General features: G+C 45.7%; 19 protein-coding genes. 1 reads left to right on the top strand and 18 read right to left on the bottom strand.

Going from position 1 to position 18,502, the window contains the following annotated elements:
• The first annotated feature begins 2 nt into the window (after positions 1-2).
• On the top strand, positions 3-737 hold the full coding sequence (istB, locus tag C6Y40_RS14640; RefSeq protein ID WP_071979584.1) for an IS21-like element helper ATPase IstB: 735 nt from the start codon (positions 3-5) through the stop codon (positions 735-737).
• Positions 738-854: 117 nt separating this feature from the next.
• On the opposite strand, the gene C6Y40_RS14645 is transcribed toward istB, so the two are convergent.
• The 18 genes from C6Y40_RS14645 to C6Y40_RS14735 form a co-directional block, all read right to left on the bottom strand.
• Positions 855-2,402 carry an efflux RND transporter permease subunit gene (locus C6Y40_RS14645; RefSeq protein ID WP_146129580.1) on the bottom strand — a complete coding sequence of 516 codons (1,548 nt, stop codon included), beginning with the start codon at positions 2,400-2,402 and terminating at the stop codon, positions 855-857.
• A gap of 15 nt (positions 2,403-2,417) precedes the next feature.
• Positions 2,418-2,849 (bottom strand): hypothetical protein, encoded by a 432-nt coding sequence (locus tag C6Y40_RS14650; RefSeq protein WP_146129581.1) that lies wholly within the window; start codon positions 2,847-2,849, stop codon positions 2,418-2,420.
• 82 nt (positions 2,850-2,931) lie between these two features.
• The gene (gene gdhA / locus C6Y40_RS14655) at positions 2,932-4,269 is read right to left on the bottom strand and encodes an NADP-specific glutamate dehydrogenase (RefSeq protein ID WP_105935263.1); all 1,338 of its coding nucleotides are present in this window, start codon (positions 4,267-4,269) and stop codon (positions 2,932-2,934) included.
• 92 nt (positions 4,270-4,361) lie between these two features.
• Positions 4,362-4,733, bottom strand: coding sequence for a hypothetical protein (locus C6Y40_RS14660; protein ID WP_013755265.1), 372 nt, complete (start codon positions 4,731-4,733; stop codon positions 4,362-4,364).
• A gap of 49 nt (positions 4,734-4,782) precedes the next feature.
• The gene (locus C6Y40_RS14665; protein ID WP_105935235.1) at positions 4,783-5,235 is read right to left on the bottom strand and encodes a hypothetical protein; all 453 of its coding nucleotides are present in this window, start codon (positions 5,233-5,235) and stop codon (positions 4,783-4,785) included.
• A 10-nt stretch (positions 5,236-5,245) separates the two neighbouring features.
• Positions 5,246-5,899, bottom strand: coding sequence for a methyltransferase family protein (locus tag C6Y40_RS14670; protein WP_013755267.1), 654 nt, complete (start codon positions 5,897-5,899; stop codon positions 5,246-5,248).
• Positions 5,889-6,212: a DUF2933 domain-containing protein gene (locus C6Y40_RS14675; RefSeq protein ID WP_013755268.1), complete on the bottom strand. Its 324-nt coding sequence runs from the start codon at positions 6,210-6,212 to the stop codon at positions 5,889-5,891. Before C6Y40_RS14675 ends, C6Y40_RS14670 begins: the two co-directional genes overlap by 11 nt.
• A 46-nt stretch (positions 6,213-6,258) precedes the next feature.
• Positions 6,259-6,612, bottom strand: a complete 354-nt coding sequence (locus C6Y40_RS14680) for a cupredoxin domain-containing protein (RefSeq protein WP_013755269.1) — start codon at positions 6,610-6,612, stop codon at positions 6,259-6,261.
• A gap of 12 nt (positions 6,613-6,624) precedes the next feature.
• Positions 6,625-8,973 carry a heavy metal translocating P-type ATPase gene (locus tag C6Y40_RS14685; RefSeq protein ID WP_170308507.1) on the bottom strand — a complete coding sequence of 783 codons (2,349 nt, stop codon included), beginning with the start codon at positions 8,971-8,973 and terminating at the stop codon, positions 6,625-6,627.
• A gap of 24 nt (positions 8,974-8,997) precedes the next feature.
• Entirely contained in the window at positions 8,998-9,408 is a 411-nt protein-coding gene (locus tag C6Y40_RS14690) for a MerR family transcriptional regulator (RefSeq protein ID WP_044447457.1), read from the bottom strand.
• A gap of 119 nt (positions 9,409-9,527) precedes the next feature.
• Entirely contained in the window at positions 9,528-10,580 is a 1,053-nt protein-coding gene (gene hypE / locus C6Y40_RS14695; protein WP_105935236.1) for a hydrogenase expression/formation protein HypE, read from the bottom strand.
• Entirely contained in the window at positions 10,577-12,886 is a 2,310-nt protein-coding gene (gene hypF / locus C6Y40_RS14700) for a carbamoyltransferase HypF (RefSeq protein ID WP_105935237.1), read from the bottom strand. The genes hypE and hypF overlap by 4 nt, the downstream gene beginning before the upstream one ends.
• Positions 12,883-14,019: a hydrogenase formation protein HypD gene (hypD, locus tag C6Y40_RS14705; protein WP_105935265.1), complete on the bottom strand. Its 1,137-nt coding sequence runs from the start codon at positions 14,017-14,019 to the stop codon at positions 12,883-12,885. Before hypD ends, hypF begins: the two co-directional genes overlap by 4 nt.
• A 4-nt stretch (positions 14,020-14,023) precedes the next feature.
• A complete protein-coding gene (gene hypB / locus C6Y40_RS14710) occupies positions 14,024-14,833 on the bottom strand; it encodes a hydrogenase nickel incorporation protein HypB (RefSeq protein ID WP_240621972.1) in 810 nt (269 codons plus the stop codon).
• Positions 14,760-15,146 carry a hydrogenase maturation nickel metallochaperone HypA/HybF gene (locus C6Y40_RS14715; protein WP_105935239.1) on the bottom strand — a complete coding sequence of 129 codons (387 nt, stop codon included), beginning with the start codon at positions 15,144-15,146 and terminating at the stop codon, positions 14,760-14,762. The genes hypB and C6Y40_RS14715 overlap by 74 nt, the downstream gene beginning before the upstream one ends.
• Positions 15,139-15,366 carry a HypC/HybG/HupF family hydrogenase formation chaperone gene (locus C6Y40_RS14720; RefSeq protein WP_013755277.1) on the bottom strand — a complete coding sequence of 76 codons (228 nt, stop codon included), beginning with the start codon at positions 15,364-15,366 and terminating at the stop codon, positions 15,139-15,141. Before C6Y40_RS14720 ends, C6Y40_RS14715 begins: the two co-directional genes overlap by 8 nt.
• Before the next feature lie 234 nt (positions 15,367-15,600).
• Positions 15,601-17,484, bottom strand: coding sequence for a nickel-dependent hydrogenase large subunit (locus tag C6Y40_RS14730; RefSeq protein ID WP_105935241.1), 1,884 nt, complete (start codon positions 17,482-17,484; stop codon positions 15,601-15,603).
• A 19-nt stretch (positions 17,485-17,503) separates the two neighbouring features.
• The gene (locus tag C6Y40_RS14735) at positions 17,504-18,502 is read right to left on the bottom strand and encodes a hydrogenase small subunit (protein ID WP_105935242.1); all 999 of its coding nucleotides are present in this window, start codon (positions 18,500-18,502) and stop codon (positions 17,504-17,506) included.

The following is an 18,502-nucleotide window of genomic DNA, read 5'->3' on the forward strand; positions in this document are numbered from 1 at the left end:
AAATGAACGATCTACTCATCCAACAATTACAGCAACTGCGCATGACAGGGATTGCGGATATGTTAAAACAGCAACGCGCTCAACCCAACACCTACTGTGAATTAGCCTTCGAGGAACGGTTGTCCCTGCTGGTTGACCATGAAATGAACCAAAGACGGACAAACCGCATCAACCGACTTCGTAAACAGGCACGACTCAGGTTAAATGCAACACCGGAAGAACTGTCATACGACAATGGCCGCGGATTACAAAAGCCAAGAATGGCCGATTTATTAAATGGCGGATATCTTAGTCATCATCAGAATATCATTGTTACCGGAGCCACAGGTGGCGGTAAAACCTATGTAGCTTGTGCGCTTGGTGAACAAGCGTGTCGCCAGGGAATACGTGTTGGTTACTGGCGATTACCACGATTAAACGAGCACTTACACATCGGCCACGCTGATGGCAGTTACACCAAGCAGCTAGCAACGATAGCGAAACAACAGCTACTGATCCTGGATGACTGGGGACTGGAAAAACTCACCGTCAAACAGGCAACAGACTTACTGGAGGTGGTAGAAGACAGGCACGGCGTAAGTAGCACCATCATCTGTAGTCAGCTACCTGTAGAGCAATGGCATTCAATGATAAGTAACGGCACGGTTGCCGATGCGCTACTAGATCGCCTCATCCACAATGCTCACCGGATAACCCTCACTGGGGAGTCAATGAGAAAGCAACAAACCATGAGGTAAATACCTGTGGCAGACTGCGGTCTGCCACAACTACTGATCGGGCAAGCCATAATACCAGTGATCGGGTGTATCAGAATTGGGGTGATCGAGAGGCCGGAATTAGTGATCGGGAAATGCCTAATACGCACTCGCTACAATCGACAACCCTAGATTTATTTCTGATACCCATAGTCCCCATACGCCAAATGCTACAAAAGCAGGTAAAACGTTCGGGATCACGCTAAGTGCGCCAAGCTTGACTGATTTCAACGCAAACATCAGTACAAAGGCTATCAATATCATCGCAAGTACCGTCCCTATCAGCATACTTCGAATATTATTGTGGCTTAGATGGGCGAACATGCTACTGGGGCTAGTGACGAAAAAATCAAACGATTCGACTTTGTTCAAGTGCACAGCTATTTCGTTTTCCAGACTAATCAATTGAGTAGAAGACAAGTTTTTGAATGTCACCATAATGCGCATTGCAGTTTTATCTAAGTTTATTTGGTTGGTCACGTCTAAGCCGAACGGTAAAGACATTTCATAGAGCAATAAGTACTGCGCCGCGAGCTCTCTGTTTTTTGGAATTAAATATTCAGCAGGATCATCACCATTCATGTTGCGGTTTAGTCGCTTTAGCACGTCAGTAAATATAAATACGTGTCTTGTTTGTGGCAATGAATACAAATACTGTGTAAATGACTCCACATCTCGTAAGTAAACGGGATCTGTAACACGAGTTTGACTCGTGAGCACGTATTCTAATGTCGTTGTGCCACTAAGGTGTTGTTCACTAATATCCACGGCTTGTCGGAAAGAAACAGACTCATCAAAGTATGCAATCCAGTCATCGTTGAAATCATTTTTTTTCAAGCCATACACAGATCCTAATAGTATCATCACAGTTAAGGCGACGATGCTTCTCGCGTTTCTATGGCACATATCTATCCACGCTTTCCATGTAATTTGAATGAGGTTGCCCCACGGCGAACAAGGAAAGAACATGAGTAATAACGGTAGTAATAAAACGCTGAATAAAAACGCCATCATGACGCCAAGCGCAACGAAATTACCGAGATCTCTAAATGGCGGAGAATCGCTTGCATTGAGACTTAAGAAACCAATTATGGTCGTCAAGCTGGTATAAAAGATAGCTTTTGCATTGCGGTCGACACTTTTAGCGATAGCGTCCTCATTGAGAATTCCTTCTTGACGAAATCGTAAATAGTGCGTTAACAGGTGAACACAATCTGCAATTGCCAGCGTGACTATGATAATTGGCGCAGCGGATGAGGGGCTCGTTAACGCGCCGCCTAGCCAGCCGATCAAACCGATTGAAGCTGTTTCAGACACAATTACTACGACAAGAATATGGATTGATGCCACTGCGCTTTTAAGCGCAAACATGGCCAACAGTAAAATAAGCAGTACCATCAGCGGTAAAAGTGTCGTGGTATCTTGAACGTATAATTCGTTGAACGTCGCATTTGCCATCACCTCGCCTAAGAGGTAAACATCGAGTTGAGGGTATTCACGACGCAATTCCTCACTCAATGCATAGGCATATTGCACCGCATTATGCTCTGCACTAGCCGGTTTACCGCGAACATTGACCAAAACATTTACGGCTGTTACCGAGGCTTCATTATTGAGTAACCGCCCCATTAGTCCAGGCTCACTCAACGCAGCCTCCTTTGCCTACGCAAGTCTTTCAAACGATAAATTATCAATGTCGGGGAGTAGATCTTCAACCATAAGATCGTCGCCAACAGACCATGAATATTGATAGTTAGTCAGTGAATCAACACGATAGGAATGCGGGATCTGCCAGGCTCGCTCGGTTAGTTGATGAATGGCCGTAAAAACTTCTTCCGTAAAGACATCCCGCGATGCGAGAACCAGTAAAAACATGATATTGTCGCTACTGCCGAAAACGTCTTGGATTTCGTCAAACTTCATGCGCTGCGGATCGTTGATTTCAAAAAACTCACGATAGTCCGCATTAAAAACCACATGGTTGATACCCATGCTTAGTCCGCCTATCAAAATGAGTAAGGCAAACAGGGCAATGAGCCGATACCGCGAGAGTATCGACACCCACAAATCACAAAATTTTTCTGAACGAATCAAAAGGCGCTCACCTTATACGGGTATAAGCCCAACACAATTATGCAGAAAAACGACCGCATACGGAAACGAGTCACTCAGTGCCCTATCCTATTCCATACGCAAGCATCGCATCGGCGACTTTTACAAATCCAGCGATGTTGGCCCCCTTCACATAGTTGATGCCACCGTCTTCTTTTCCATATTCAACACATTGGCGATGAATATGCGCCATGATCTGTTGAAGTCGTGAATCAACTTCCTCTCTTGTCCAAGGAAGCCGAAGTGAGTTTTGTGTTTGCTCTAGCCCAGAAACGGCAACGCCTCCAGCATTTGCCGCTTTTGCAGGTGCAAACAGTACACTTTTAGCCTGAAAGTATTTGACCGCCTCAAGGGTACAAGGCATGTTTGCGCCTTCTGCGATCAACTGTATACCGTTATCAACAAGGAGTTTAGCATCCTCAAGTTCGAGTTCATTTTGTGTTGCACAAGGAAAGGCCAAATCAGCCTTTATAAGCCAAGGCCTTTTGCCCTGATGATAAATGGCGTGTGGGTAGTTTTCCGTGTATTCGCTCAAGCGTTGCCGTTTGACAAATTTAAGCGTTTTTAGAAATGCTAATTTTTGATGGTCAAATCCATCAGGATCGTAAATGAAACCACTTGAGTCAGACAGTGTCATGACCTGGGCACCTTCATTAATCAATTTTTCTGCGCAAAAAATCGCAACATTGCCGGCGCCCGAAATTAAGGCTGTTTTTCCTGCTAATGTCTCGTTACGCATATTCAGCATGTGCTGAGTAAAATAAACAACACCATAGCCTGTCGCCTCCGTTCGAATAAGACTTCCACCATAAGAAAGTCCTTTGCCTGTTAGCGTACCCACGAATCTGTTTTTTAGTCTTTTGTATTGACCAAACAGATAACTAATTTCTCTTCCACCCACCCCAATATCGCCGGCTGGAATGTCAGTATCTTCCCCAATATGCTTAGAAAGTTCGATCATCAATGACTGACAAAATCGCATGATTTCGCGATCACTCTTTCCTTTCGGATCGAAATCACTTCCCCCTTTACCACCTCCCATCGGAAGTCCAGTCAATGCATTTTTATAGACTTGCTCAAACGCTAAAAATTTAAGAACACTTTGCGTAACATTGGGATGAAAGCGCAAGCCTCCTTTATAGGGTCCAATAGCATTGTTAAATTGGACTCGCCATGCTCTATTGCAGTGAATATGGCCGTTATCGTCCTCCCAACATACTCTAAAAATGACAATACGGTCTGGCTCTGTCATTCTTTCTAATACATGCCCATCATCATATTTGGCATTGGCCATAACATAGGGCATTACTGCCCCTGTGAACTCTTGCACAGCTTGATGGAATTCATGTTCAGCTGGGTTTCTTGCAATTATTGCCGAATTAAATGAATTAATTCTGTCCATTTCATTCTTACTATGATCCACAGTGCTAATATCCTGTTTTAATTAGTGCTGATTGGTGAAGTCCAACATAAAGTTGCTCGATTCGCGCTACGCTATTTCTTTCTATTGCTTTGCCCGGGTGGGACACGATGGCAGCTCCAGGGTTTATGTTTCGCATTTTCACGAATGTTTTCGTCAACGAATTGGTAGTAGCCTTCTTTCATCTTTGTCCAAAAATCATCAGAAATGTCTGCACCGTGTGCACGAATGATTGTCTCAATGCCATCTAAATTGCAGTGGGTCGCGTCATAGCCGATATGCAAAGTGTTTTTGGCTTCTTCAAATGAAACGGCATCAATACCAAAGGTCCCATCAATTTCAGCAACAATTGCTAATAAATTACCGTCGGTAATGCCGGTTAACTTCAAATGCCGTACCACTAAATTAGCCTCAGAAACGCCCACTCTGTGATCTAAATCGCTCATACTTTTCTCCTATAAATTAATTACCTACACAGTTATGTCAGTCACGTCACTAATTACTTAAAACGCTATTGGCATTAACCATTTGCTGCATTAACGATTGTAAAACTGTCATTCTTTGTTCTATTAACAACAAATGTTCATCTATCGAGTTCCCCATCACAACAATGTCGCTTGCTGATATGCCGCTTTCGATAAGAACAAGACTTCTTTGCAGGCCTTTTCTATATGTCTCTTTTAATAGTATCTTTTGTTCAGTATTAGATTCACTTTGGATCCTCTTCTCAATACTCGTTAAGTAGGTATCCATCATCTTCATATGCTCAACAATCAACGTTTGCCTCTCAGAAACGTCATTGATCCGTTGGATGCGTTGCATTAATGCATCCATGACGCGCTCGTTACTGCGTAACATCTCATCGGCACTCATGGATGTCTGAGCACTCGTAAAGGTAGCGGATAAAACGCCTGCGACAAACAATATTGAAACTAATGCTTTCTTCATTTTGTAATCCTTACACGGGGCTTGAAACGTTTGAATTGAGAAATCGTGGGAACCAACCTGGCGTGGCTTGCTTATATTGCCTATAGGTATCACCAAACTCAGTTTCGGCGTGCTGCTCTTCGCGTTTGGCCAGTCGAACATAGACAACAATGAGAATGGGAAACATGAGCAAAGTGGGTAGTGTTGGCCATTGCAGTAAAAAGCCAAACATGATCACAATGAAGGCAACATATTGGGGATGCCGACAACGTGCGTACCAACCGCTGGTCGCTAAACTGCTCGTTTTTTGCGCGTGATGCAGGACATTCCACGAAGCAGATAAAACAAAGAATCCTAAAACGATGAGAACATTACTCAAGATGTGCAGTACATCCCAATGCGCATCGCCAGATAACCCCAACAGTGTATGCCACAAGTGACCATTTTCGTGACTTAAAAAATCTACGCCTGGGTAACTTTCGGCTAACCAACCGGACAAAAAATAGATGGTAAGCGGGAAACCATACATTTCAGTAAATAACGCCACGATAAAAGCGGAAAATACGCCTAAGCTTCGCCAGTCTGTTTTTGACTTCGGCTTGACGAAACTAAACGCAAAAAAGATAAATATTGCGGAGTTAATGATGACTAACGTCCAAAGCCCATAATCTGATTCACCGTGCATTGTCGCTCTCCGTTTTACGTCTTTCCTTGCGTGCCTGCTCTAACCCTTCGATATAACCTTGTCTGTATTGATCATTGTCTTCGGTTTGCTCTTTAAATGTTTGCTCGTCGTTAGTATGTGTCTCATGCCCTTTACCATGACTTCCGTGCATAAAGATATGCATCACTGGGCATAGCAGCAGGATCAAGTAAGGTAGATAAGGGAAAACATGTTCACCATGCTCGACAAACAAGAAATAGCTTGCCGCCGCTATAAGTCCGATGGCGGACCAACCACTGGGGGTGCGCCAAAAAGGTAATTTTTGTTTATTCACAATACACCTCGCTTTTGTGTCGTTTAAGTTTTCAGAAAACGGTAAGTCACTTGATCACCAAAGTGCCACGGTACATTTGCATCTGACAATGAAACGGATAGCGACCTGCCTTTTGGGGGGGAATAGTGACCATCACACGCTTGTTAAGCACTAATGTTTCACTGATCTCCAACTCGGGTATTAGTAGTGTTTCCGCACAGGGGGTCGCATCTTCTCTATAGAACATCAGTTGTACAGACTCATTCGCGGGCACTGTGATATTGGCAGGTTGATATACGCCATCTTTCACGCGGACTTCGATGCTGCCGTCTCGTACTTCAGTTGACTTTGTTTGGTAAAGCCAAAACCACCAAACAATAAGCCCAATCACGACTAACCCTATCAAATTAATCCACATCATCTTTAGGTTCTCCTAGTGCTCTTTAGCTTTGAATAAACGTAATCGATTCGCGTTGGTCACTACCGTTAACGACGAGAATGCCATCGCTGCACCGGCAATTACTGGGCTAAGTAGTAAGCCTAAAAATGGATAAAAAACACCTGCAGCAAATGGGATCCCCGCGACGTTATAGATAAATGCTCCGAAGAGATTCTGCTTTATGTTTCTCAGCGTTGCCTTACTCACTGCAATCGCATCCGCTAACCCATGTAAGGAGCCTCGCATCAACGTGATATCTGCACTTTCTATTGCGACATCAGTGCCTGTTCCGATAGCAAATCCGACGTTGGCATGGGCTAAGGCGGGCGCATCATTGATCCCATCGCCGGTCATTCCGACGATTTCACCCTCACGTTGAAGTTCGAGCACTTTGTTTGCTTTATCTTCTGGCATCACTTCAGCAACGTAATCAACAATCCCCGCCTTTCGAGCAACGGCTTTTGCAGTCATATGATTGTCCCCCGTCAACATCACCACACGTATTCCGTTGTGCTGTAGGCGGTTAATCGCATCTATTGAGTCTGATTTTATTGGATCGGCAACAGCAATGACGGCAACTAATTTTGAATCAATCGCGAAATACATTGGGGTTTTAGCCTCTGCGGCCAGCCTCTGCGCTTTATCAACGTAATGATGAAGTTCTATTGATTTTTCTTTCATCAATTTTTCATTGCCAAATAGCAAACGCTGAGAATTCAGTGTTGCCGCTACGCCCTTCCCTGCAATGGACTCAAAATCAGTCACCGAGTGGATCGGCACACCTTGCTCTTTCGCTGATTCAACGATCGCCATTGCGAGTGGGTGTTCGGAACCCGACTCCAGGCTTGCAGCTAACGAAAGCACGTCATCTTGATTGTGAGCTGACGCAATAACAACGTCGGTAACTTTAGGCGCCCCCTCTGTTATGGTGCCGGTCTTATCTAATACCATTGTGGTAATTTTCGAAGCAGATTGCAGCGCTTCACCGTTGCGGATAAGTACGCCTGCTTCAGCCGCCTTGCCAACCCCCACCATGACCGACATCGGCGTGGCTAAACCTAATGCGCAAGGACATGCAATAATCAGTACCGTGGTTGCTGACACGATTGCGAAGGCAACCTCGGGAGCCGGACCAAAATTGAGCCACGCTAGTGCGCTCATTACGGCAATGATCATAACAACCGGCACGAAATAGGCAGAAATAACATCTGCCAATCGACCAATAGGTGGTTTTGAATTTTGTGCACGTTTTACCATGTTGATGATCTGAGCTAGCGCGGTGTCTTTTCCCACGCGTTCTGCCCGAAAGACGATAGAGCCTGATTTGTTGATGGTACCGGCCACAACCTCATCGTCTTTTCGCTTCTCAATTGGCATAGGCTCACCCGTTAGCATTGATTCATCAATACTGGTTTGGCCCTCGACGACTACACCATCTACAGAAATGCGTTCTCCGGGTCGAACCCGGATAAGATCATTGAGCAAAACATCTTCAATAGGAATATCAATATCATCGCCATCTCGAATGACACGTGCAGTCTTGGCTTGCAAGCCTATCAGCCTTTTAATGGCCTCTGAGGTTTTACCACGTGCTTTGATCTCAAGGGCCAGGCCCAAATTAATTAGGCCGATGATCATGGCGGTTGCCTCAAAATAAACATGTCGTGCCATTTCAGGGACATACCCCGGAAAGAACACAACTGTCATCGAGTACAACCAGGCGGTTCCTGTACCCAAGGCTATCAAAGTATCCATATTGGCCGAATGATTTTTAAACGAATTCCATGCACCCACATAAAAATGCCGACCAGAGAACACCATGACACCTAATGTCATGAGCCCAATAATCAACCATACAATTCGCTCCGTGGTCGTGTTGACGCTCATTTCCCCGGTTACCAAACCATAGATCATGAGCGGTACTCCAAGCGACAATGCAATGACCATATGTCGCATTAGCTTTTTATAATAAGCCCAATCCGCTTGCTCTTTTTCTTCAATGGCAGCCTCATCAGAATCGGCATTTGCCAGCGTTGCGTTATACCCAGCTTCTTCTACCGCACCAACCAGTTCGCTTGGTGAGGCATTACCATTGATAAGCACTGTACGCTGTGCAAAATTCATTTCTGCGCCGGTGACGCCTGCGACTTGTTTTAAGGCTGTTTCAATTTTAGTGACGCAACTGGCACAACTCGCCCCTTGAATATTAAGTTGTATCTCGCCTGCTTCGGAAGACACCTGTCTGGTCTGCGTTTTAGTGTCAACCGCTTCGTTCGCAGTTGATGTTTTATCGCCGCCACTACAACACCCATGTGCTTTCGCACCGTCTGTTCTAGAATTCATAAACCACTCCCTATTTAAACCTTGTTATGACTTAAGCGCTGTGAAACCTTCAATTAAATGGCATATCGTATCGGCCGTTGGAGGTTGATCGGGTTTGTTTTGCCACTCTGAAGTGGCTAAGCGCATGCGCTCTCTAAGTTCATGCATGTCCTGATACCGCTGTTCAGTCTCTTTCAACCTCTTTTCAATAAGACGCCTTACCGTTGGACACGGCGCATTGGTTTGTGAAGATGTAACTAGGATCTCTTTAATATCATTGACCGAAAAACCTAAGGCGCGCGCACTTAAAATGAACCGCAGTCGCGTCACATCCGCCGGCCGATAATACTTGTATCCATTGTGGGATTTATTTGGGACCAAAAGTCCAATGCGCGTATAATAGCGCACGGTATCAACGCTAATATCTAGTGCATCTGCTATTTGTTTTACCCGCATTTTAACCCCCCGTCTTTATCAACATTGTTGTGCCGGTAAAACACGCCTTTAATCCTATGTTTTACTCTCACCTTCACACGATAAACCTGTGAGCCGCTCACAGGTCAACACCTAAACCTTCAACAGATCCGTGGAAGTGGCTCATCTTCAAGCTCACTCATGAAGCGTCGCCCTCCCATTGGCGTAATAATCGACACGCGGCCCTTTAAGCCTGTATTTTCCGTAATGACACCAATATGTTGGGCATTTTCACCGTTTTTTATACCTCGCCAATGAGTGAGTACTTCGCTGCTAATATCGGGACTAACAATTGCAATAACGCGTCCCTCACAAGCCAAAACGAAAGGATCAAAGCCTAGAATGTCACACACGCTTGCGACCTCTGGACGCACCGGAATGTTATTTTCAATTAGCTCGATATTGAAACCCGTTTCAGTTGCCACGTCATGGAGTAACACTGATAGTCCTCCACGCGTTGGGTCTCGGACAAAACGAACGCCTTCTAAGTCTCTGATTGCATTGACTAACGGGAAAACGCTGGCACAGTCGGACTTAAATTGGCCGTGCAACCCATAGTCCTCACGCGCCAGTAATACGCAAGCACCGTGATCGCCAACAGAGCCACTGACAAGTACGTGATCGCCCGGCCTTATAAGACTCGTATCCCAAATTGGTGTTTCTTGGCTGTCACCCACACCCGTTGTATTGATATAAACGCCACCACCGAATCCCTTGGGAACGACTTTAGTATCTCCCGTTATTATGGCCACATTGGTTTCTACAGCAGCTTGATGCATTTTATGGACAACCTCCTTGAGAGCCGTCATCGAAAAGCCTTCTTCAATAATGAATGCAGTACTGATATACCGAGGGGTCGCGCCAACGACAGCCAGATCATTCACGGTACCGTAAATACTTAATGCCCCCACATTGCCACCTGGAAATGTGTAAGGTGAGACAACGAAGCTATCGGTTGTCATACTCAGAAAGGGACCGGCGAAGGTTACCGAAGCCGCGTCGTGTAGCAGATCTAGTTCTTTATTGGCAGTATTTTTAAACACATCATTAATAAGTTTTTTGGTCAATATTCCACCATTGCCTTGCGCTAACCGAATAGTATCGGTGTCCAACGGTTCTGATGATGCTCGATTATTACGCTCTATGCCTTTCATGATGATCTCCTTGAGCAATATTCGTGAATTTGCCCGACACTTATTGCTGCATCGTTTAAAGGTAAACTGCTTGGGATAACAACAGGAATGTCTGATTGTGCAAAACGTTCAGCTAGGCCATCGCATAAAATGCGGTTTTGGAAGACGCCTCCGGCCAAACCAATATGGTTGAAATCATACTTTTTGCGACAACGCTTGGTTAACTCCCACGCAGTTTCAATGAGTGATGCGTGAAAATTTGCGGCGCGGATTTGTGCGGGTACTGTTTTATCAAATAGGTCAGGCACCATCGTTCGCCAGTCCATTAGAATGAAATCATCACTTTTCTGTATCAAGGATAACGGCACAATCTTGGATGGCGTGGATGCAACACTCTCAAGCATCATCGGTGCTTGCCCTTCATATGAGACTTCACTTTGTTCACAACAGGCAAACGCAGCTGCATCAAACAGTCTTCCCATCGAACTACTAAAATAACAGTTAAGTTCGTTTTTCCATGCCTTGAAACTCAGGTGCTCTGGGTCAAAGGGGGTCAAATCAACCTCCGTGAAACTAGTCTCCCATGCAAGTGCTGCGGCGCTGCGCCAAGGCTGATAAGGTACTTTATTCCCGCCTTGCAGTTTCATAGGAGCCAATGATGCAATGCGTTTCCAATTGCCCGGTGAGCCCCAAAACACTTCACCACCCCACAAATCACCATTACTGCCTATCCCTGCCCCATCCCATACAAAAACCAAACTAGGTGACGAGACTTCAGCAGATAACGCCCAGGCGGATGCGTGAGCACGATGATGTAAAATTTCACTGGACGGTAATGGGCTTTCCTTGGCCCAACGAGAACTAATATAGCCAGGATGTCGGTCACACAGAATACGCTGCGGACTGACATGATAAAGGTCTTGAAAATCACTGATACATTTTTCAAAATGTGCCTGCATTATAGGCGAATCGAGGTCGCCAATATGCGGTGTTACCACTAGTCGGTTCTTCCATGCGAATGATACCGTGTTTTTCTGATTCGCCCCTACCGCAATAAGTGGCTCTTCTACGTCATAGGGAAGCGTTAATTCTAGGGGACTTAAGCCCCGCCCCAGACGAAACGGTATAGCACCTGACATCATAGTTCTTAGAACGGAGTCGTCGAGTTTGTGACAGATATCGCGATTATGATGAACAAAAAAATCGGCCGACATGGAAAGCTGTTGTTGTGCAGACGACGTCGATGTGACCATAGGTTCACCGTATTCATTGCCTGACGTTGCGATCATCGGACGATTGAATTGCTTCATGAGCATCAAATGCAGACCACTGCATGGTAACATCACCCCCAAATCGCTAAGCATTGGCGCTACGTTTTCCGAAATGGGTGCATTGCGTTTTTTTGGTGCAAGCAAAATAGGTCTTACAGGGCTTGATAGGAGCGCTTTATCTTGACTGTTTACCACCACACAGTTATCGAGCCAACTCTGTCCAGGAACATCGCTTTGCGGCTCTGGAAGCATCACCGCAAAAGGCTTGTCGGGTCGATTCTTTCGTCGCCGCAGTAGATCAACCGCTTCAGTGTTTTGCGCGTCACAAATTAAGTGATACCCGCCGACACTTTTTAACGCAATGATTGCACCTTGGTTAAGGCATCCCACAACCGCAGTCACAACATCGTCATCACCTTGCGCGATCACACGACCGCCAACTGTTGAACAAAACACTTCAGGTCCGCATGCGCGACAACTGATAGGCTGTGCGTGAAAGCGCCTGTCATGCGGGGATTGATATTCTTGGTGACACGTCTCACACATAGGAAACGCAGACATACTAATATTTTTTCTGTCATAGGGCATTGCCCGCAACATCGAGAATCGTGGTCCACATTCACTGCAAGCGATGAAACTATAATCACTGCGCCGGTTATCTGTAGACAGTAACTCGGACTGACACGCGTCACACAAATACAAGTCTTTGGGCACTGATACCGTCCCGCTTAATGGGTCATGACTGCTTTCTTCTATCGAAAATGTACCTAAGCCATTGGGTTTAATGCTTTTCTTTTCGAGTAAATACAACGATACCATTGACGCATTATTTTGTAATTCATATGAAAACTGTTCAACATCTAATTCTGAGCCTTCAATATGTATGCGCACACACCCACAATCGTTTTTGACCCATCCCACAAGGTTTTTTTCATGGGCTAAACGGTAAATCAAGGGTCTAAAGCCAACGCCTTGGATCATCCCTGTAATGATTAGCTCATACGCAATTGTTTTTGCATTATTTTTATTTGCTTCGTGCAAGCCGGAAGCCGTCATGACTTTATCTCCACTTTTTGCGTATTTCCCTTCTCAATAACTTCTATTACTGAGCGCTCGCCAGCGCTATACCAGACTCTGCAAGCCCCCTCGTCGGAAACCATACAGGCTCCTTTGGGCGAAGCCGGTATACATTCCTTACCGAAAAACGGGCACCCATCAGGTGCCATTTGCCCAAGTATCACTTGTTCACAGGGCGGGGGTGTTTTTTGACTGGTTTGTATAATTTGTGAACTACAATCGATTGGCTCATAATGGTTGGTAACGTCTAAGTGCGACAATTTTGCAGCCAATGAAAATCCAGAACGCGGTATGACACCAATTCCACGCCAATGCGCATCAACCTGAGTAAACGCTGTTTTTAAAAGAGTTTGAGCCGCTGAGTTACCATGGTGCTTGACGACTTCGGGATAGCTATTGTTCAGCGTAATGACTCTGCTAGAACAGTTTTTGATAAGTGCATGGATCGACAAAAGCAGACTTTCTGGATGAAATCCTGAAATACTGACGGGTAAATCATGATGGTCGATAACAAATTGCCATTCTTCACATCCCATAATGGTTGCGACATGGCCTGGTGCAATAAGGGCGTCAAATGTATCTTGTTGACTCCTAAGCACATGGGCAACAGCTGGCCAAGTAAGACGTCCAGACAATAAAACTTTAAGGTTATTGGGCAAATCAGCAAGCAATGCTGCTGCAACCGGTGCCATGGTGGTTTCAAAACCGACCGCAAAAAATACAACCGCCTTTTCAGGTTCACCTATCGCAATAGATACTGCTTCTTGCACAGACGAAATAGGACGAACATCTGCTCCACTATTTTTTGCTGCTATCAATGAATCACAACCATCGATAGCACAATCGATGGGCACGCGGAGCATATCACCAAAACTCACAATGACGACGTTTTCGTTGAGTGCTAAGTGAATCGCGAATGCGATATCTTCTTCTGGACAAATACAGACGGGGCAGCCTGGGCCGGGGATCAGATGAATATTGTGTTGAAATAACGTTCTAAAGCCAGCGCGCGTGATCGCGCGCTCATGACCACCACAGACATTGAGAATACGGAGCGGTTTTGTAAGCGGCGTTTTCTTGATCAGAGATAGTAACGATTCAACACTATACATACTCTTAAGCTCCCCGTTCTTGCAATGAGCGAGAGTCACGAGCATTAATGGTTTCTATAAAGTAAGCAAACCATGCCTCAAGCTGGTTACTTTGCGTTGAAGACACTTCTATAACAGGGGCGTTATTGCCCACTTTACGAAATGACTGGATCGCACGCGCCACATTGAATTCGTCGTGGAACTGCAAGTAGTCGGTCTTAGAAATCAGCATGACATCTGCGGCACGAAACATGACGGGGTACTTTTCGGGTTTATCGTCGCCTTCTGGTACCGACAACAAGATCACATTCAAGTGCTGCCCTAAATCAAAACATGCGGGACAAATTAAATTGCCAACGTTTTCAATAAACAAAACGTCTAGCTTTTCGAGGTTAAATTTCCCGAGTACCTTAAACACCATATTAGCGTCCAAATGGCACCCTTGCCCTGTCGCAATTTGCTCAGCCTGCACACCATGACGCCTAATCCTGTTAGCATCATTTTCAGTTTCGAGATCGCCCTCAATCACCGCCATGTTGTATTGTGATTTGAGCGCTGTGATCGTTTCTTCCAGCAACCGTGTTTTTCCGCTACCTGGCGATGACATCAAATTAATCACCATCACATCATGTGCATCAAACAAAGCACGATTTGTGATCGCTTGGGTATCATTGCTACTTTTTAGATTCGCATGAACCTCAACGACGTTTGTCGTTTGCTGAATAGGCTTTTCGATTTTCCTAGGTGTTTCACACCCACAATTACCGCACATATTGTCTTTCCTTTGGTTCGGTTGATATTTCGGACGGGATGAATTCAATTCGCTGTAAAACAAACTCATCGCCTTGAATGAGTTCTGTCTGCCACGAACCACAGCTAGCGCATATGATACGGTTTACTACTGCACGGCTATGTTTGCCACACAATGTGCAGCGCACTTTGATAGCGCTAGTGTGAATTTGAAGCGCTGCCTGATCGCCGATAGAGTGTGTCCTACACGTCAAAAAAGCCTGATGCAGTAAATCAGGCTCAACACCTGAAAGTGGCCCGATTTTGACGTGGACAAGACCGACACACTTATCCATATTTGCGCGTTGGTAAACGGCAATTGTGTCAAGCAAGCTATAGCACAGACTCATTTCATGCATCGTAAGCAATCACCTGATCGAGCAACTCCCACGTCACTTGCGCTTCATCATACGTGATCACTTGCAGTGCATAACCCACATGCACCATGACATAGTCACCCACCTTGACACCTGATCCTTGTATTAAATGTAAACTGACCTCGCGAGAAACACCTTTGGCTTCGCATATCGCATTAAAGCCTTTTATTCCTGTGACTTTCATTGGAACAGCGAGGCACATTACTGCGGTACCCGTATTGCGTTACTTCTCACTCTCGCTCTGTACACAAAGAGCCCAACCGCCACTAACACTGTGACTGACAGGAGCGCGACTAACAGTATGGAATGATCGCCTTGGTGGCCCGGATGCGCGTAGCTCGCTGGTGAGCCCAACACCGAGTAGAAAATTAATATTAGTGGGTTAGTAAGATGCTTTGTAATATTTTGGATGCTCATAATAGTTCCTCAACTATGACTAACGAACTTTCAGTTGCAGACGCTCTTCACCGGTTTCATCCATCACGTGCACAGCACATGCAAGGCACGGATCGAAACTATGAAGCGTTCGCAAAATCTCTAAAGGTTGGTCAGGATCATGTAGTGTATGTTTATCTTGCAGCGCGGCTTCATAAGCGCCGGCCTGTGAATTAGGATCCCTAGGACCTGCGTTCCATGTAGTGGGCACGACACATTGGTAGTTATCAATCTTTCCATTTTGCATGACTAACCAATGCCCTAAAGCGCCTCTGGGCGCTTCCATAACCCCGACGCCTTGACCTTTTACAGGCCAATTCGCTGGGTCAAAATATAAAGGGTTGAACGTATCGGTATCGCCGCTCGCAATATTATCAAGCAATTGGTCATACCAATCCTGTAGCTGGTTGACGATAATTTTGGTTTCAACCGCTCTGGCGAGCGTTCTGCCGAGTGTCGAGAAAAGTGCTGAGGGCGCTAAGTCTAAGATAGAAAGAGAGCGGTTGACGATGTCTTGCACTGCAGCATCCTTTTTCGCATACATCATTAATACACGCGCTAACGGACCGACCTCCATTGCATGGCCTTTCCAACGCGGACTTTTCAACCATGAATATTCAGCACTCGTATTAAGGTGCTTATACGGGGGCCTTGGGCCGGTATATTCAAGGTTTGTTTGCCCTTCGAAAGGATGTAAGCCACTTGTATTTCCGCCGCTATAGCGATACCAAGATGAAGAAACGAATTCTTGAATTTCAGATGGATCATCTAAGTCGACTTCATATACCTTGCTCAAGTCGCGACCCAGTATTGCGCCTCTGGGAAATAAAAATGACGCGGGATCATCCATTGAGGTCGTCGGTAGGTCCCCATAGGTTAGAAAGTTACCCAGCCCCTCGCCTCGTGTACCCCACTCTTTGTAATAACCCGCAATGGCCAAAATATCTGGATAGTACACTTGATCGACAAATGTCTTCATTTGGGTGATGGCATCTTGTAATTGCACTAATCGTCGTGTGTTAATTCCTGTTGATGCATTCAAATTAATGGGTGACGGTACACCGCCGACGACAAAATTGGGATGAGGGTTTTTGCCACCAAATATGGTGTGAACTTTAACAACGTCACGTTGCCACGTTAGCGCATCTAGATAATGCGCTAGCGCCATTAAATTTACTTCAGGTGGCAGTTTGTAGCCCGGATGCCCCCAATATGCATTGTTAAATATCCCCAGTTGTCCCGACTCAACCAGCGTTTTAACTTTTTGTTTCATATCCTTAAAATAACCAGGAGATGAACGAGGATAATCGCTAAGTTGACCAGCAAGCGCTGCCGTTTTAGCTGGATCCGCATCTAAAGCCGATACAACATCAACCCAATCAAGGGCATGTAAGTGATAAAAATGCATCACGTGATCATGCACATACTGGGTGCCGATCATGATGTTTCTGATTAATTGTGCATTTTGTGGGATAGCCATCTCAGCTTCACTCAATGAACCTATCACGGTGCCTGAATGACGGTGCCCTTTGCCTTTTTTACCATGTTGCAGCGGCCCTTTTGGCATGGACGTCATGGCCGGATGTCCAATAGCCACTCCTAACTTGGCGTTTGTACGCCACGCTTTTCTGAGGGCATCTTCGACTGCGCGAACCGATGCCATGCCATGTACCAATGTACAAACGCCACAGATACGCTGAGCAAACGCCCACGCATCCCGAGGATCTCTGCCTTGCAGGATCAGTTCAATTCCTCGTACAGAGGTACCCGAAGAGAACGCCTGTTTGATCGTATTACCATCCATTTCAGCTTCTATCCTAAGATGGCCTTCGATTCGAGTGATGGGATCGACGACCAATCGGTCATTATTTGATGTCTTGTCCATATGCTTTGCCTATTGTGTCTTATGCGTTTTTACCGGCGTGCTTCTGTCCACCTTTACCCGGTTTAGATTTGTATCGTTCCCATGGAAAAAGGGCTTGGTAAAAACTGCCTTTATCCCAGAAGTCGGGCTCAGAGCAGCCAAGACACGGGTGCCCAGATTCAATAGGAAAACTGGTGCCTTGATTCCACTTAACGGTTGCACACGCATTAAAAGTTTCAGGCCCTTTGCAACCCAGCTCAAACAGACACCAGCCCTTCTTAGCCCCCTCGTCATCAAACGATTTTGCAAATTTACGTTGTTCAAAAAACGGACGCCGGTAACATCGGTCGTGAATGGTTTCACCAAAAAAGGCGAGTGGTCGTTGCAGTGCATCAAGGTCAGGAAAACGCTTAAATGTGAGGTAGTGAACCAACACTGCTGTTATCGCGATAGGCAGTGGTGGGCATCCTGAAATATTGACGATTGGTTTATCAGTAATGATGTCGCTGACTGCAACAGCGCCCGTCGGATTTGGGTTAGCTTTGGGGATCCCGCCAAAAGATGCGCAGGTACCAATGGCAATAATACCCGCAGCCTCTTTGGCCGATTCACGCAACATATCAACATTACTCATTCCACTGATCGTTGAGTAACCGGGATTCCCCATCGGAACCGAACCATCGACCAACAGCAAATATTGTCCCTTGTGCGCTTCCATTGCAGCGCGTCGTGCCTCCTCTGCTTGCTCTCCAGCGGCAGCCATTATTGTATGTTGATAATCCAATGAAATGTGATCGAAGATAAGGCTTTCCAGAGTGGGGGCATGAGAGCGTAAAATCGCCTCGGTGCACCCAGTACATTCTTGAAAGGGCAACCAAACAACAGAAGGTCGTTTTGCATTCCCCAGTGCATTGGCGAGGTCGGCAACCGCACTTTGAGGTAAGGCGAGCAATGATGCTGTCGTAGCGCAGAACTTTAGAAATGTGCGTCTGGATATACCTGACGCTTGTAACTGCGCATTTAGTGTGGGTAGAGACAT

Origin of the sequence: Marisediminitalea alba, from assembly GCF_002993365.1 — a bacterium.
In the GTDB taxonomy this organism is placed as follows: domain Bacteria; phylum Pseudomonadota; class Gammaproteobacteria; order Enterobacterales; family Alteromonadaceae; genus Alteromonas; species Alteromonas alba.